The sequence below is a fragment of the Psittacicella hinzii genome, from assembly GCF_003585885.1.
Classification (GTDB): domain Bacteria; phylum Pseudomonadota; class Gammaproteobacteria; order Enterobacterales; family Psittacicellaceae; genus Psittacicella.
Window position 1 is genome coordinate 1 of the sequence record NZ_NRHC01000013.1, and the last position, 16,321, is coordinate 16,321.

10 protein-coding genes are annotated in these 16,321 nt (G+C 37.6%); 5 read left to right on the forward strand and 5 right to left on the reverse strand.

Annotation, left to right across the window (positions count from 1 at the left end; genetic code table 11):
* The 4 genes from CKF54_RS01035 to CKF54_RS01050 all read right to left on the reverse strand — a co-directional run.
* A partial coding sequence (locus tag CKF54_RS01035; RefSeq protein WP_119524434.1) for an ATP-binding cassette domain-containing protein occupies positions 1 to 889 on the reverse strand: 889 nt, incomplete at its 3' end.
* The gene (locus CKF54_RS01040) at positions 879 to 1,676 is read right to left on the reverse strand and encodes an ABC transporter permease (protein WP_119524435.1); all 798 of its coding nucleotides are present in this window, start codon (positions 1,674 to 1,676) and stop codon (positions 879 to 881) included. The genes CKF54_RS01040 and CKF54_RS01035, both read right to left, overlap by 11 nt.
* Complete coding sequence (locus tag CKF54_RS01045; protein ID WP_119524436.1) at positions 1,669 to 2,616, reverse strand: ABC transporter permease; 948 nt, start codon at positions 2,614 to 2,616, stop codon at positions 1,669 to 1,671. Before CKF54_RS01045 ends, CKF54_RS01040 begins: the two co-directional genes overlap by 8 nt.
* 659 nt (positions 2,617 to 3,275) lie before the next feature.
* Positions 3,276 to 4,850 (reverse strand): ABC transporter substrate-binding protein, encoded by a 1,575-nt coding sequence (locus CKF54_RS01050; RefSeq protein ID WP_119524437.1) that lies wholly within the window; start codon positions 4,848 to 4,850, stop codon positions 3,276 to 3,278.
* Positions 4,851 to 7,641: 2,791 nt separating this feature from the next.
* Here CKF54_RS01050 and ald point away from each other — a divergent pair.
* The 5 genes from ald to CKF54_RS01075 all read left to right on the forward strand — a co-directional run bounded on the left by ald (position 7,642) and on the right by CKF54_RS01075 (position 15,412).
* Complete coding sequence (gene ald / locus CKF54_RS01055; RefSeq protein WP_119524438.1) at positions 7,642 to 8,751, forward strand: alanine dehydrogenase; 1,110 nt, start codon at positions 7,642 to 7,644, stop codon at positions 8,749 to 8,751.
* Between the two features lie 1,655 nt (positions 8,752 to 10,406).
* The gene (locus CKF54_RS01060; RefSeq protein ID WP_119524439.1) at positions 10,407 to 11,741 is read left to right on the forward strand and encodes a sodium-dependent transporter; all 1,335 of its coding nucleotides are present in this window, start codon (positions 10,407 to 10,409) and stop codon (positions 11,739 to 11,741) included.
* 401 nt (positions 11,742 to 12,142) lie between these two features.
* Positions 12,143 to 13,567 carry an aldehyde dehydrogenase family protein gene (locus CKF54_RS01065; protein WP_119524440.1) on the forward strand — a complete coding sequence of 475 codons (1,425 nt, stop codon included), beginning with the start codon at positions 12,143 to 12,145 and terminating at the stop codon, positions 13,565 to 13,567.
* 285 nt (positions 13,568 to 13,852) lie between these two features.
* Positions 13,853 to 14,374, forward strand: a complete 522-nt coding sequence (locus CKF54_RS01070; RefSeq protein ID WP_119524441.1) for a hypothetical protein — start codon at positions 13,853 to 13,855, stop codon at positions 14,372 to 14,374.
* 57 nt (positions 14,375 to 14,431) lie between these two features.
* Positions 14,432 to 15,412 (forward strand): AraC family transcriptional regulator, encoded by a 981-nt coding sequence (locus CKF54_RS01075; protein WP_119524442.1) that lies wholly within the window; start codon positions 14,432 to 14,434, stop codon positions 15,410 to 15,412.
* Positions 15,413 to 15,773: 361 nt separating this feature from the next.
* On the opposite strand, the gene leuD is transcribed toward CKF54_RS01075, so the two are convergent.
* On the reverse strand, positions 15,774 to 16,316 hold the full coding sequence (leuD, locus tag CKF54_RS01080; RefSeq protein ID WP_262407787.1) for a 3-isopropylmalate dehydratase small subunit: 543 nt from the start codon (positions 16,314 to 16,316) through the stop codon (positions 15,774 to 15,776).
* Between the last annotated feature and the right edge of the window lie 5 nt (positions 16,317 to 16,321).

Below are 16,321 nucleotides of genomic sequence, written 5' to 3' on the forward strand. Positions count from 1 at the left end.
TTTGCTCTTGCGTTTGCTCTGGTGCTTGTTGCTCTAGAGTTTGCTCTTGAGTTTGCTCTTGAGTTTGCTCTTGAGTTTGCTCTTGAGTTTGCTCTTGTAGTTGCACATGCTCTTGCGCTAGTGCCTGCTCTTGCTCAAACTTCCCATGCCAATTACTTGCGTTAATTAAAGCTCTGGTATAAGCATGTTGTGGATTTGCTAGAACTTGGCACGTAGCCCCTGCTTCGCAGAGCTTACCATGTTGGAGTACCATGATCTGTCCACCGAGTTGTCGAGCAACTTCAAGATCATGGGTTATAGTAAGAACCGAAGCTTTGCTTTGTTTGAGTAAGTTAATAATTAACTGACGATTTTGTTCATCAAGTCCTTTAGTTGGTTCATCAGCAATAATTAACTCTACTTCTTTTGTTGTAGCTGCTGCAAAAGCTGCTCTTTGTGCCATACCCCCAGATAACTCAAAAGGAAAGTACTTAGCAAAAGGAGCGAGAGCTAAACTTTTTAGTTTAGTGAGGGCGAGTTGCCATGCTTGTTTGGGTGGGGTTTTGTTAAGGTAGATATAACCCTCGGAGACCTGTTTACCAATATTCATGGTAGGATCAAGCGCAGTAACTGGCTCTTGCGGAAGCATTGCCCAGCTATGTCCCCAGAGAGCACGACGTTCGTTTTGGTTTAACGGTTTGCCATTGAGGCAAACTTTACCTTGCATTACCAAGCCAGGAGGTAAGTCAGCCATTAGAGCTTGGGCAAGTAAGCTCTTGCCCGAACCTGTTTGTCCAAGGAGAGTTAAGTTGTTTCCTAGTTCTAGCTCTAGGCTTAGAGGCTCAACTAAACATGTTTGTAAATCTGCAGTATAAACTGCAACTTGTTCTAAGCTTAATTTAGTTGTCATTGCTTTTAACCCCGCTCGCCATAAGTTGTAAACTAAGAACCAAGATAAACACTGCCAAGATTGGCAAGATAAAGATCTGTGGCGCTAAATAGTAGTAAGGAAAAAGTTCAGTCATCATTAAGCCAAGCTCTGGCGTTGGTGGACGTAACCCCACTTGTGCAAAGCCAAGAGTTGCTAGAGCTAATACCGCGTTACCCGCGCCTAGGCTTGCCATAGTCAGCAAGTTAGGTAACATAGTAGGTAAGATATGACGACGGCAAAGGTACCATAACCCCATTCCTTGTAGTTTGGAGTTCTCTAGCGCTGGACTATTTACCAAGATTAACGCTTGTGCACGCACTAAACGGTAGAACTCTACCCACATTACCAAACTAATTCCCAAGTATAAACTCCAAAAAGTTCCAGGTGCTAAAGCCGCAAAGAGCAAAATCAGAAGTAACCCAGGTAAAGCTTGCACTAGGTTAGCTAAAGTAGAAAATACCACTTCAAAAACCTTGCCATAGTAAGCTGCTAAGAATCCCGTGATTACCCCAGCAACTAAAGCCAAGCTCACACAAATCAGAATTAACCCCAGACTAATACGTAAAGCAGCTGCTAGACGCACCAGCATGTCACGTCCCAAGTGATCAGTACCTAACCAATTTTGTGCTGAATAACCTTGTAAAGCTTGAGCAAGATTTTGTTGGGTAAGGGACTGCGAACTAAAGTAAGGAGTGAGGAACGCAAAGAGGGTTAGGGTAAGAAAGAGGCTTAGTCCAGTATAAGTAAGAAGTTTTTTACTACTCATGTTGAGCTCCTTTGGCACGTGGATCAATGAGGCAATTTAGGAGATCAATTGCGAGGTTTAAGCCGACAAAGATTAAGCCGAGTAAGAGGGCAGTACCTTGAATCATAGGAACATCACGCGCGAGTACAGCATGGACAATGGCGTGACCTATCCCAGGCCAAGCAAATAGACTTTCTACAACAACTATCCCCTCAAGTAAGTACACTATTTGTACTCCGTAAAAACTAATAACCGGCACAGCAAGGTTACGCCAACCATGTTGGCGAAAACTTTGCCAAGGAGTAAGTCCTTTTAAACGAGCAAAATGGTAGTAAGAACTAGCTTTTACTTCAAGGCAGGCATTGCGAATAATGCGCATAGCTACTGCGCTTAAAGTAACTGCCAGAGTTAAAGCTGGAAGCAGATAGTATTGCCAACCACCATAGCCTGCAGCTGGTAGTAAGTTAAGCTCCATCGCAAAAATAGTCATGAGGATAATACCAATAATAAACACTGGTAAAGAGCGTAAAGCGGTACTTAGTACGAGTGTAGTTTTATCCCACCAAGAGTTAGGTTTTAACGAAGCGAGTAAACCAAGGGGAAAACTAATGAGTAGACTTAAGGCTAGAGCAAGTAAAGCTAAGGTGAAAGTATGAGAAAATTGATGTGAGATCTCCTGCCAAACAGGTCTTTCACTCACAAGAGAGTTACCCAGATTAAACTGGAGAAGATCGCCAAACCAACTAAAGTAACGATAGTACCAAGGTTGATCTAAGCCAAGTTGACTAGCAACAGCTAAAGCAGCATTGCTGTCAACTTGATCGTAACCGTAACGGCTAGCTGCGATACGATAGGCATGATTGCCTGGAAGAAATTGGGTAATTAAAAAGGTAAGAGTGCCTATAGCCCAGATAACTAGAGCTACCTGTGCCAGACGCTTACTGATAACTGACAGAAACATAATATCCTCGGATATTGTTAAAAATGTCTAGGGTTAAGGAAGAGATGTTTTACCAAAGACTTGGAAAGCAAGAATAGACGCAAACGCTTGTTGTTGCTTGTCTTGCGTGATGAAATGATAAAGTACTGCTGAAGTACTGTAACTGGAAATAAGGTAAAAGGTAATTGGCAATTGCTTGCTAATGCTTGGTTTTTAGCTAAGGTAGGAATAAAGGGAAGTTTGGAGAAAGGTGTAGTTGGAGAAGAAAAGCAAAAGCTAAAGCTGGATACACAAGTACGCAACTAGGTAGAAATACCTAGATGTACAAGTACCCAAAGAGGTAGGAAGAGATGAGATTAGGAGCTAACGCTCCTAGGCTCATCTTTGCTTTTGTCTTTTCTTCGTTGTGTTTCAACAAAAACTCAACTTGATTCTAGCCTCGGCTAGGATTGTTGTATATATCAAGAGAGTTAATAGTTAGAGTGAAAGTGAGAACTAAGCTAGAACAGTCTGCGCTTTGTTTGCTAATTGATAAATTGTTGCGGACAACAAAGCGGTTCTATCTTAGTTAGTATTTTTGCTTTTGAATAAGAGCGAGATTAGAGATCTGTCATTATTCTAGGAATGCATGTTGCATGTTGCAGGTTGCAGTTTTACAACAATCTTTTGCAACTTTGTTGCTATTTTGTTGGCTCTTGCTTGTTGCTAGCGTCTTGGATCCAATAAAGTTTATTGAGGTAGTAAGTACGCTCAAATGGATCTAATTCTAAACCACCAAGTTCACGGCTGTGAGCGACATTGCTTAGAGCGTAGACTACGGGAATAATTGGTAGTTCATCGTTGAGGTACTTAATGAGTACTTCAGGTTTTTCATGATTGTTAAGCATGTCGATGAATTTACCAGCTCCTTGCCAGTTCATGGTTCCCCAGTCAGAGCCTCCTACTTTGAAGTCTTGACGTAAGATTCCAGTTGGGTCTGGTAAGCTACCATAGTTACGGGAGTAGAGAGCCATTTCAAGGCTACCGTCTTGGTGTCCAGAAGCAATCTCTGAAGAGTTGCCAATAAGAATGTTTACTTTAATGCCAAGTTTTTGCCATTGATCTTGTAAAGCTGTGGCGATTAAAGGTAACTCGGCACGGTCTGGGAAAGTGCGGAGATTAAGAACAAACTCTTGTCCTTGAGCATTTACCAATTGTTGGTTAGCGTTTAACTTCCAGCCAAGATCTGCAAGTTTGTTTTGTAAAACTTGGTAGTTAATCTCTTTAGCATGAGCATGAGTATCTTGCCATTGGGAATATGCTGGAGGAAGCAATTGGTAAGCTTGTCCTTGGTTAATACCAAGTAGTTGCTCGGCAATGGCAGTACGGTCAATGGCTTCACTTAGTACGTGACGGAGTTCATTTTGCGCAAGTAAAGGATGAGCAAGGTTTAGTTTAATTTGAATAGTACGCGCAATTGGTTTACTTGCAACCACAACCCTCGAGTTGAGGCGTAAGCGTTGAGCACTCGCATAATCTAGATTGTAAACTAAATAGCTCGGATCACTTTGCACTAAAATGGTACGCGTTTCTACGCGACTATTGGCTAAGTAAGAGACATTATGAATAATTGCTTGATCGCCCCAATACTCTTTGAAGTATTGCGCGGTTAATTTTTGTGGGGGTTCGATTTCCTTAACTTTATAAGGTCCGGTACCAATAATTGCAGTTACTTCTTTGCTTTCATTGTATGCCGCTGGTGATAAGATAATTGCCGAGCTGTGTGCTAAAAACGCAGGGAAGCTTTCTAAACCACGATGTAAATGAAACTCCAGCGTGTGCTCATCGATTACTTTAATTTCTTCAATGTGAGCATTAGCTAATAAAGTTGGTTTAGATAAAGCGACTTCCAGACTATTTTTAACTGCCTGTGCATTTAAAGAAGTAAGGTCATGAAACTTAACGCCGTCACGAAGCGTAAAAGTCCACACGCTTGCGTCTTTATTAGCTTCCCACTTAACTGCTAAACCTGGTACTAGTTCACCCGCAGGATTAGTCTCCACTAGGTTTTCTGCAAGTTGCATAGCATAGAAAATATAACCAACTTTAGCAGGATCTAAAGAGTTAATCTCCCATTGAGCGGTAACTTGTAAAGTTCGCGTGTGATTAAGGTCTTGATGAGAAGGTGATGCTTTGTGGTCTTGATGAGCTGTATTTTCTTGACCACATGCTCCTAATGCAAGCGCACTTGCAAGGAAAATAAATTTTTTTATCATGGCTAAACCCTCGGGTTTTGGCTTGATATATACAACAATTTCGACTTATTATAATGAAAAGAAGAGAAAAAAGGAGAGAAATTTGTTGAAGTTGTGACCTATGTTTGAGATTTGAGCTAAGCTCTGCTCAAGCGTAGCCAGTACTGATCTAGAGCAGACCTAGCACAGACCTAGCATAGATCAAACTTTGTAGTGCGCAAATGTAGCCAGTACAGACTCCTAGCACATATCTAACTCTATACAGCTCAAGTGTAGCTGTCGGAGTAAATGTATCAAGAACAAATGTAGGGAGTAAATTGAGTATAGCAGGGTAAACTACCTTGCTTTTTTCTTGAGCTTTGAGTGTGGGTTTTGCTGTTTTTTAAGGAGAGAGGTTGAGCGCTAACTTAAAGGTTGTTAAGTTTAGGCTTGGAGAAATTGAGGTAAAGATAGGTCATTAATAGATGATATAGCAGTATCTAATTTCTAATTGCTAGTTATTAATAAAGCGAGAAGTTTACTCAAAAATTTTGAAAAAAATTTCATTCTAAGGATAGCTAAGAACTTTTACTCTTTTTCGGTTGGGGATTTTGACAAATAAATTTATTTTTCTTTTAATTTTTTCTCATATTTGAAGTTTTACGAGAAAACCGATAAGCGAAGTTTATGAAAAACCCTTAATTTTAGTATGTGATTATGGTTATTTTTGTAAAAAACTGTTAGTAGGCGACTACAGTTTTTTATAAAAATAATGAATTTTTTTAAGCTTTGCGTTTATTCGTGATAATGTATAAGTATAGAAAGACTTTAGTTAATTTTAATAAGCTACATATAAAAATAAAAATTGCCTTTGCTATTTATTTTTATAAGATATCATCTTAATAATTAAAATCTGACATTTAATTATTGATCGTAAATGAAAAGTAATGATCGTATTTTACAATTCCTTTTTGAAAAAATTTCTGACCCTTTTTTGCTAATTTTGGCATAACTTCACAAAGGTTTTGACCGTTTTTCTTGTTAAGAAATCAGTAAAGAACACCTTACTAAGAAAAATAAAAATACGCTTTTTCAGCACCGTTGTCTTGCAATTTACGCAAAATCTTGATATGCTTATGTTTTGTCTAACTAGGTTCAAGCCGAGCACGGCGGGAAACAAGACAAATAAAGGCCATTCTTTTTTAAAGTTCTCTTAAGTTTTTTAAGAGGATTTGAAATTCTCACTTTAGAGGATAAGTTAAATTTAGGTTTGTAGCTTTCCTAAATAAAAAAATTAACTTAGCCTTTCTTATCAGATTATTACTAACTGAGAACTGCTATAAAAATGTTCTCATTTATATCAAATTCTATTTAGAAGCTTTGAAAAGTGTGACGCATGACGCAAAACGCGAAATATCTCTGACGTAAAGCTAGCTTTTTCCTCAAATTGGAATATACTTTAGACAGAAAAAGAGATTTAATAAATTTTTTGAAACAAAAACAAATTGTTAAAGACTTTTTTCTTACTTTAATATCCAATTTTATTAGCTAGACTTTTTACCTCCTTTAAGCTATTTAAGAAGCTATTTAAGCTATCTTTTATATATAGATACTGTATATGGACTACTGTATATAGCCTTATCTTCAAGGTAAAGGCAGTTAACAGTAATCTAAGGTAGCAAATTAAGGATAACCGGTAAAAAGTTAGAGATAATTAAAGCCTCTTTTTTCTCAAAGAAAATTAATTAAACGTTAACTAACAAATAACACGCAGTATTTTAATCCCCAGCGGTTAGAGTATTGTAAACTTTAGGCAACTATTCTGCTCTGGGATTTTGCTTGGCATCTGTACTAGGAGACTAGAGTTGTACTAGGAAACTAGAATTCTATCTAGTTTAATAAGTAGAGAACTAGGTTTTAAGTACAGAAAGGTTTTGCTAAAGTCTTTTATTCAAACTAGTAGTCTGTTACTTTAGTCTGCATTTATGCTAACTAAACTAGCATAGCAGGTACAACTAGTAACTTACTAGTCTAGCTCTCTATGCTCACGACGACTGCATTATTAGAATGAGACATTAGGCTTTTGCTGAACTGCTGAACATTTTAACTGTTGCCCTGCTGAACTACAACAAGTAGCTAACAGCTAAACATCAGTTGAACTTAGCAAGATCTCAATTCAAACATCAGCTTGCTCATTTATGGGTGCTTTGGGTACTTTTAAGGTACTTAATAGATATTCATAATTATTATTCTTAGTAAGTACTATTATCTAAGAATAGGAGCTGATGTGAAGATAGCTAAGTGATTGTCTTAGGATTATCTCTAGATTGTCAGTGATTGTCTCTGGATTATCTCTGAATAGTCTGAGAACGACCTCAAGATAAGTTTAGAGCTAGCATTGCCCTATGATTATCTTATCACTATCTTTGTACTCTTAGCAATTACTTTTTACTTTTACCTCTATTCTTATTTTTACTTCTAGTTTTAGTTTAACTTTCATTTTTAAACTAACTTAAAGATAACTAGTAAGATTAGTAAAGTAGAGATGACAGTAAGAAATGGTAAGAGCTGTAAGGAAGAACGGTAAGATAACGAGCAGTAGGATAACAGGCTGTAGGATAACAAGCAGTAGGGTAACGAGTAGGATAAAAAGTAAGTCTTAAGTAATCCTTATAACTTACTTCCCCTAGAGCCTAGGTTAAATGTTTAGTTAGTTGGCAAAGGATTTATTCTTTTGAGAAAAATAACAGGTTTTAAGAAGACAAAGCTTTTAATTACAAGATGTTTAAGTAAAGCTTTTCAGTTTTAAACTTGATATAAGTGAGGAATACGTATGATAATCGGTTGCCCAAAAGAAGTTAAAGTTCAAGAGTATCGTGTTGGTCTAACTCCGGATAATGTAAGAGCATATGTCCAAGAAGGTCATACAGTATACGTTGAGCATAATGCAGGGGTAGCAATTGGTTTCGCGGATGAAGATTATAAAGCCGCCGGTGCTATTCTAGCCAGCAAGGAAGAAGTCTTTGCTAACGCTGAGATGATCATCAAAGTAAAAGAGCCTATTCCATCGGAGTACTCTTACTTTAAACCAAACACCGTTTTATATACGTATCTTCACCTAGCTGCAGATCGAGAATTAACCGAGATGTTAATCGAGAAAAATATTTCTGCAGTGGCATATGAAACAATCAAAACTCCAGCGGGGTTACCTTGTTTACAACCAATGAGTCAAATTGCTGGGCGTTTAGCGGCATTAGAATCTGCTAAATACAGCCAAATTACTTTCGGTGGACGTGGTCAACTCTTTAGTGGGGTTCCTGGTACACCTAAAGGCAAAGTGCTAATTTTAGGTGGTGGGATTGTTGGTTTAAACGCAGCGCAAATTGCTATGGGCATGGGTGCTGATGTAACCATTATGGATATAGATGCTAATCGTTTAGCTTATATCGACCAAATGTTCTCTATGCGTATCAAGACATTATTCTCAAGCCGTGAAAACTTACTAGCAGAGCTTCCTGAAGCTGATGCAGTAATTGGCGCAGTATTAATTCCTGGAGCGAAAGCACCGAAATTAGTTCGTCGAGAAGATTTAAAGCTGATGAAACAAGGAGCTATCCTTACTGACGTAGCAATCGACCAAGGTGGTTGTTTTGAAACCAGTAAAGCTACTACGCACAATGAGCCAGTATATCTGGTTGATGGTGTTGTACATTACTGTGTGGCAAATATGCCTGGTTGTGTAGCTCGTACTTCAACTATTGCCTTAACTAACTCTACGTTAAAATATGGTATAGAGTTAGCAAACAAAGGTGTTGAAGCTGCATGTCGTGCTGATAGCGCTTTAAAAGCTGGTCTAAACACTTACAAAGGTCATATTACCTTCCAAGGGGTAGCGCAAGCGTTTGATCTACCTTATGTGGAAGCTGATGTCGCTCTAGGCTAATAATGTTCTCACGGATAATTTACATAGATTATTTGGCATTTATTGGATCTAGAGAAAACCGTCTGCTCTTAGTAAAAACACTTTTTTATTAAGTCCCAAAAAGGTTAGTTTTACTAAAAGCTTAGGGGAGAGTAACACCTCTCCGCTCATAAACCATTTACACATAAACAAGGGTCAGATACGTGATTGTGTAAAGGTTTATGGTCAATCTTGGTGTAAGATTCTTCGGAATCTTATACCAGTCGGTTGAAGGACGTAACAACTTCGGGGCTTAAGTCCTTGTAATCTGCTATATCTGGCCTATAGCGGATAACCAAAGCTACAAGGGTGAAGTTGGATAGGTTCGCCTATCATGCGTCCTTTTTTCTTCCGATCCGGTACTTTAGCTGTACGGTTGGATAAATAAAAGAGGCAGTAACGGGAGGGAAACCGTTATAGTTGATTTTACTTAAGGTAGTAGGCACGGCTAGCCAGCACAGTAAACCTAGCCATATTACCGCTCCATTGTACAGCTAAAGCTTTTTTTCCACTTCACTCTTGTATGGTTAAATGCCATCTCATCTGTAAATTATCCTTTCCTTTTTTAGCAAAGCCTCTTTAAGTAATTGAAGAGTAAAGCGTTGAAATAGATGTTCAAACCAACATCTAAAGAGATGTTACAAAGACGTCTAAAGAGATATCACAAAGATATCCAAAAACGTCCTAAAAACAAAACGTCCAAAAAGATATTCAAAAAGAAGTCCAAAACATTCTAAGAATTTCTAAACAAACGTCCAAAAAACGTCCAAAAACGCACAAGCAACTGCTTAACTTTGCTAATCTCGAGTTCATTATTCCTCTTTCTTTTTAAGTAACAAATACTAAATTTTCGCTACTTGTATCTAAGCTCAAGGGCTTATGTTCTTATGTTTATTGTTTCATTGGCTCATTGGCTCATTGGGTCATTAGCTCATTTACTAAAGTAGTCAGTTTATCTTTGCTAGTTGCAAATTAAGATTTGCACCTTAGCATTACATTTTTCTTTTTCCTTGTAGTAGTTTGTACTCCTCTGGAAAAATTACCGTGTTTCACTTGCATTTTGGAACACTTCAAAGTTTGCTCAGGAGAGAGGTAGATGTATATGCGAAATTCGTATGTGCATTTATAAGATATAAGAGCAAATACTTTAGGTCATTTTTATTTAGAGCGTGCAAGTGAAATTTTATTTTTATTTACGTTTAAACAGTCGAATTAGGTTATCTATGCTAATTAAGGGTGATTCATGATAGCCCGTTAATTACTAAGATATGCCTAAGTGACTAGTATGCGTGTATGTGTGTCGGAGGACAAGCTGATGTATATGAGTTTAAACTAGGTTTAAATAGGTTTAAATACATAACTACATCTTTAAGTATGCTTTAAGCACGTGCACCAACTGTAAAGTAAATAGGTGTTTGTCATAACCCAAAATTCCCTATATAGACTTAAATAGACTTACTTACAATACCTATTTTAATTAACTAAGATATTTAGGTACTGCCTCTGGAAGTTTGTACCTAAAAGATAAGGGCGCTTAAGATTTTAGCTAAAAAAATCTTAACATTTTCGTAAGATTTCGCTATTATATATAGCGTTTTAAAAAATATATAATTTTGCTAACTCATAGGGAGTAATCTATGGCAAATGAAGAAAGACAAACGTGGTCGAGTAGGGTAACTTATATTTTGACAGTAGCTGGAGCAACCATTGGTTTTGGAGCTACTTGGCGATTTCCCTATTTAGTAGGTCAAAATGGTGGGGGAGCTTATGTACTTCTCTTCTGTATCTGTATGTTAGTAATCGGGATTCCGATGATCCTAGTCGAGAATGTCATAGGTCGTAGACGCCAAGTAAACTGTGTAGATGCCTTTGGTGGTACTGCAAATGGTAAAAAGATCAATCCACTCTGGAAAATAGTTGCTTATATGGGACTAGCTGGGTGTTTTGGTATTATTGCTTACTACATGGTAATTGGTGGTTGGGTATTTAGTTATATCTACGATGTAATTAGTGGTGCCTTACCAATAGGTCAAGAAGTAGACGCTGCTTTTACCGAGAAGTTCTATGAAGAATCAATTGTAAATTCTCCATATGCAATTACTATCTTCACAGCGCTTTTTGTGGCAATCAACTGGTTCATTCTTTCTAAAGGGATTATCGACGGGATTGAAAGAAGTGTACGCTTCTTAATGCCAATTCTCTTTATCTTCTTACTAGTAATGGTTATTCGTAACGTTACTTTACCTGGTTCAATGGAAGGGATTAGCTTCTATTTAAAACCAGACTTTAGTAAAATTACTCCGCAATTATTTATCTTCGTTTTAGGGCAAGTATTCTTTGCACTTAGCTTAGGTTTTGGAGTGTTAATTACTTTAAGTTCTTACTTATCAAAGCAAGAAGACTTAGTAAAAACGTCAATTATTACAGCAATTATTAATACGTTAATTGCGGTAATGGCTGGCTTCATGATTTTCCCAAGTTTATTCTCATTTGGTTTATCACCAGATTCAGGTCCTTCACTAGTTTTCAAAACTCTACCAATTGTTTTCAGTAAAATGGCATTTGGTGCTGTGTTTGGTGTAATCTTCTTTGTGTTACTGTTAGTAGCAGCTTTAACTACTTCAGTAACTCTGTACGAAGTATTAATTACAGCTTTATCAGAAAAAGCAAAAATGAACCGTCAGTTAGCTATTGCGATTGTATTACTAGGTACATTTATCCTTGGTAACATTCCATCAGCATTTAGCTCAAGTATCTTTGACTGGTTTGACTTTACTTCTGGTAACATTCTCTTTGTGCTTACAGCTTTAGGTACTTGTTTATTCACAGGTTTTTGCCTTAAAGATGAAGCGAAAAAAGAGTTATCTTACTGTGCAGGTCCAACCACAGTTAATGTTTGGTACAACTACGTAAAATATGTTTTACCAATCATTATCTTAGTAGTATTCTTCTACGGTTTATTCTTTAATTAAAAAAGATAGCTAGCTCGACAGTAAACGAGCTCAAAGTAAACAAAACCTCCCCATGCCATTGGTATGGGGAGGTTTTGTTATGAAGGAAAATTGCGTAAATCCTCTACTTGATGCTTTAACTTATCCTTGCTTTAATTATTTATGCTTTCATTATTTTCATGACCTTTTTCTACAAAATGCTTTTTGGCGTGATTTGCTGTAATATTGGCGTATTTGGATTAAAGGGTTTGTTGCGCAAAATTCTATAATATCCTCAGAAAGAAAAGTTAACAGTTTACGTTCATTCCTAACTAACAGTCATTACTTGATTACTGGTTATAAGAAAGAGCAAATAGACAACTTAACAAAACACCAAGTAAAACATTGAAGACAACAAAACATTCAACTTTTTAGAGGATAATATGCAACAATACAACCAATTCTTTATTGACGGTAAATTTGTACAACCACAAGGCACACAAGTTTTAGAATTAGTAAGTCCAATTACAGATGAGCCAATGGCACAAGTTACTTTAGGTAACCAAGCTGACTTAGATATAGCAGTAGTGGCAGCTAAGAAAGCTTTTGCAACATTCCATTTTAGTACACCAAAACAAAGACAAGAAATTTTAAAACGTTGGTTAGACGCTTTAAAACAACGTCGTCAGGATTTAATTGATGCGGTAGTTGAAGAGTACGGCGGTGTGGCTATGTATGCACCTTTTAGTATTGATACTGGGATTGATGATGTACAAACTATGATTGACCTGTTAGATACTTATGAGTTCTCGAGACCTCTAGGTCGCTCAACAGTAGAACTAAACCCTGTAGGTGTGGTTGGCGTAGTAATCCCTTGGAATGCAAGTAACTTATTTATTTGCTCTAAAGTTTCAGCTGCAATTGCTGCAGGTTGTACTTGTGTAATTAAGCCAAGTGAACTGTCTGCTCGTCAAACTCAAGTAATGATGGAGTGTTTAGAGCAAGCACAATTACCTGCGGGGTTAGTTAATATTGTAAACGGTGATGGCGCTGTAATTGGTAATGGAATTACGCAACACCCTGATATTAGTAAAATTACATTTACAGGTTCAACTAATGTAGGGAAAACAATTGCTCGTGGTGCAGTTGATACTATGAAACGCGTTACCCTAGAGTTAGGTGGGAAATCACCAAACATTATTCTAGATGACGCTGATTTAGAGCAAGTAATCCCTCAAGCTATCGGGGCAGCATTCATGAATAACGGCCAGGCATGTATTGCTGCTACCCGATTATTAGTTCCAGCTTCTAAACTAGCACAAGTAAACGCGATTGCTAAAGAGTTTGTAGAAAAATACCAATTATCTGGTGATCCACATGACCCTCGTGTAACTGTAGGGCCATCTGTAAGCAAAGCCCAATACCAACGTGTACAAGAGTATATCCGTATTGGTTTAGAAGAAGACAAAGCAGAGTTACTTGTTGGTGGTCTAGGTCGTCCAGAGGGGTTAACTCGTGGTAACTTCAATCGTCCAACTATCTTTACCAATGTTGATAATAAAATGCGCATTGCTCAAGAAGAAATCTTTGGACCAGTACTTTGCATTATTCCTTACCAAGATGAAGCGCAAGCAATTGCCATTGCTAACGATACTCCATACGGCTTAATGGCTTACGTAAGTTCTGCAAGTAGAGAACGCGCTTTACAAGTAGCGAAATATATTGAGTCAGGACAAGTAAAAATCAATGACCCATTCAACCACGATAATAAAGTTCCATTTGGTGGGGTTAAATTATCAGGTTTAGGAAGAGAGTACGGTCAATTTGGTTTAAGTCATTACCTAGAACCAAAAAGTATTGTTGGTTAGTAGGTGGATGTAGACTAGTTAGCGAGTTAACTAATCAGCTAGCAAGTTAACTAATCAGCTAGCAAGTTAACTAATCAGCTAGCAAGTATACTAACGAGAAACAAGACCTTTACTCTTAGGTAAAGGTCTTGTTTGGAATTTAGCTGATATAATCTTTAAACTATAGTAGACAAATTAAAGAATTGGACAAATTAAAGTTAAAACTGGACAAATAGAGTTAAGGTTTTAACCTCTAGAACAAAGAACAAAGAGCATAGAATAAAGAACAAAGAACGAGAGGGATAGATGTTACAACATACATTGGCTTGGTATCGTGGAGAACTTCTGGAAGGAGTAGCGATTGCGGTTACGGCTTTAGTTTTAGCAATGAGCGTAACGATTGCGTATTTTGTGAGTTATGCACCTGCGGTTAAGTACTTAGTAATTCCATTTTGGTTAGTAGCGCTAATCTTTGTTGGGATTGGAGTAGCTATGGCTTGGTCAAACTACCAAGCAATGCCTAAAGTTGAGGAAGCTTATCAACTTACAGCAGGGGTTAATTTTGCACAACAAGAACTTGAACGTGTGGCAAGCTTTCAATATCTATACACAGCGACGGCTGCAGTGAGTGCGGTGTTTTTCTTAGGAGGAGTAGCTACTTTACTTTATAGCCACAATGTTATCATTAAAGGAGTGGCGTTTACTTTTGTTACTACTGCTTGTATGTTAATGGCAATTGATTACTTTTCGAAGATTCGCGCAGATAGATATAAACAACAAGTTGAAGTTTATTTAACTCAAGATAGAGTTAACCAAGAAAGCTACTAGTTAGCCAAGCAAGTAGTAACTCTAAGTTCTAACTTTAAAGAAATTACGGAGCATTAAGTGAAAAAAACTTTAACTTTAGGTCATACTGCAATCCAAAGGTTTACAACTCTGGGGATTGATATTGCAACGCTTTACCAAGCTTTAAGAATCAAACCGTTAGATAGCAGTATGCAGGCTCAAGTATCAATTGAGCAGTATCAACAAATCTTTGCTTATCTAGCAAAACAGTTTAATGATCCGTTAATTGGTTTGAAGTTAGGCGAAGTAGAAAATATTTCCCAGTTAGATCCAGGTACTTTTGTAGCAGCGCACAGTAAGAACTTTGGCGAAGCTTTAGAAAAACTCAAGCGCTTCAAGAAAGTAACTTGTCCAGAGATATTGCAGTACCAAACGCTGAACTCCAGCATTATGATTACCGTTAATTGGGAAAGTGGCGAGAGTTTAGATCCAATAGTGCTTGATAGCTTTTTCTCGAACTTACTAACAATGCTCAAGTTTGGATTAGGCACAGCAATCAAACCGCAAGCAGTTTATTTAAAACGAAGTAAAGCCTCCCCTGCATATCAAGAGTTCTTTGGTTGTCCTGTATATTTTGCTAGTGCGCAAGATGTAATTTACTTTGCAAGTTATTACCTCGAGCAACCTTTTATCACTTACAATCCTGATTTACTAAGTTACTTAGTTCCAGGGTTAGAGCAACAAGCTCCAGAGAATTATCTTGAACAAGTAAAAAGTGCTCTGTTTACTATGATGAATGGTAGTAAACCTAGTTTAGAGAACCTAGCACATCATTTACATACTAGTAAACGCACTTTACAAAGAAGACTAACTGAAATGGGAGTTAATTACCAACAACTATTAGTAGAGGTAAGATTACAAGTAGCTTGTCATATGTTAAGAATGCAAGAACTAGATTGTGGAGAGATAGCCTTTTACCTAGGGTTTGAAGAGTTAAATTCTTTCAATAGATTTTTTATCCAAGCTACAGGTTATACTCCCAATGCTTATCGCCAAGAGTTTAAAGGTGTAAGTAACTAAAAGTGAGCTACTGGCTCAAATGCTAGACAAAAAGAGAAACTAACATTTGAGGTACAGCACAGAGATATTTGGAACATTTAAAAATCCTCGGGGTGTAAGCCTCGAGGATTAATTAAATTAACGTTCTTCAATGCTAGTAGGTCAAGATGCTAGTGACTAAGAACCCTAGGCGTAGTTGCCGTAAGCTAAGAAGCTACATAGGCGCAATGCCTGCCCTAAGCTAGAAAGCTATAAGCAAAAAAGCCATAGGCTCAAAGCCTGTTTATGTGTAAAGTGCATCAGGTTTAGCATTAGGGTAAGCTTGTGAGCACAAAGTGAGTTAATAGCTTTGCCCTCTAAGCCTTAATCCTTTAAGCCTTACCTAACGTAAGAAGCTAGGGATTTTATCTTCATAAGCTTTAATCGCTTCAGCATGCTCTAAGGTTAAACCTATATTGTCTAACCCATTTAGCAGACAGTGCTTATTAAAAGCATTTACTTCAAAAGTGTAAGTAGTATCACCTACTTGCACTTCTTGTTTAACTAAGTCTACTTTGATTTCTTTGCCAGGGTTAGCTCTAACCCAAGTAAAGATTTCATCTACTTCTTGCTCACTTAGCTTAATTGGTAGCATATGGTTGTTAAAGCTATTGTTGTAAAAGATATCTGCAAAGCTTGGAGCAATCATTACTTTAATGCCATAGTCCGCTAATGCCCAAGGAGCATGTTCACGTGAAGAACCACAACCAAAGTTTTCTCTGGCAACTAAGATACTAGCTCCTTTGTACTCTGGGAAGTTTAAACTAAATTCAGGGTTCTCTTGGGTACCTGCGTCATCAAGATAACGCCATTGGTGGAATAAGTGTTTACCAAAACCGTCGCGAGTAACCGCTTGCAGAAATTGTTTTGGCCTGAATTCCGCAATTGTAG

Excerpts from the sequence above, each read along its gene's own strand:
- CKF54_RS01040 (WP_119524435.1), bottom strand. The coding sequence starts at position 1,676 with ATGAGTAGTAAAAAACTTCTTACTTATACTGGACTAAGCCTCTTTCTT.
- CKF54_RS01045 (WP_119524436.1), bottom strand. The coding sequence starts at position 2,616 with ATGTTTCTGTCAGTTATCAGTAAGCGTCTGGCACAGGTAGCTCTAGTT.
- CKF54_RS01050 (WP_119524437.1), bottom strand. The coding sequence starts at position 4,850 with ATGATAAAAAAATTTATTTTCCTTGCAAGTGCGCTTGCATTAGGAGCA.
- ald (WP_119524438.1), top strand. The coding sequence starts at position 7,642 with ATGATAATCGGTTGCCCAAAAGAAGTTAAAGTTCAAGAGTATCGTGTT.
- CKF54_RS01060 (WP_119524439.1), top strand. The coding sequence starts at position 10,407 with ATGGCAAATGAAGAAAGACAAACGTGGTCGAGTAGGGTAACTTATATT.
- CKF54_RS01065 (WP_119524440.1), top strand. The coding sequence starts at position 12,143 with ATGCAACAATACAACCAATTCTTTATTGACGGTAAATTTGTACAACCA.
- CKF54_RS01070 (WP_119524441.1), top strand. The coding sequence starts at position 13,853 with ATGTTACAACATACATTGGCTTGGTATCGTGGAGAACTTCTGGAAGGA.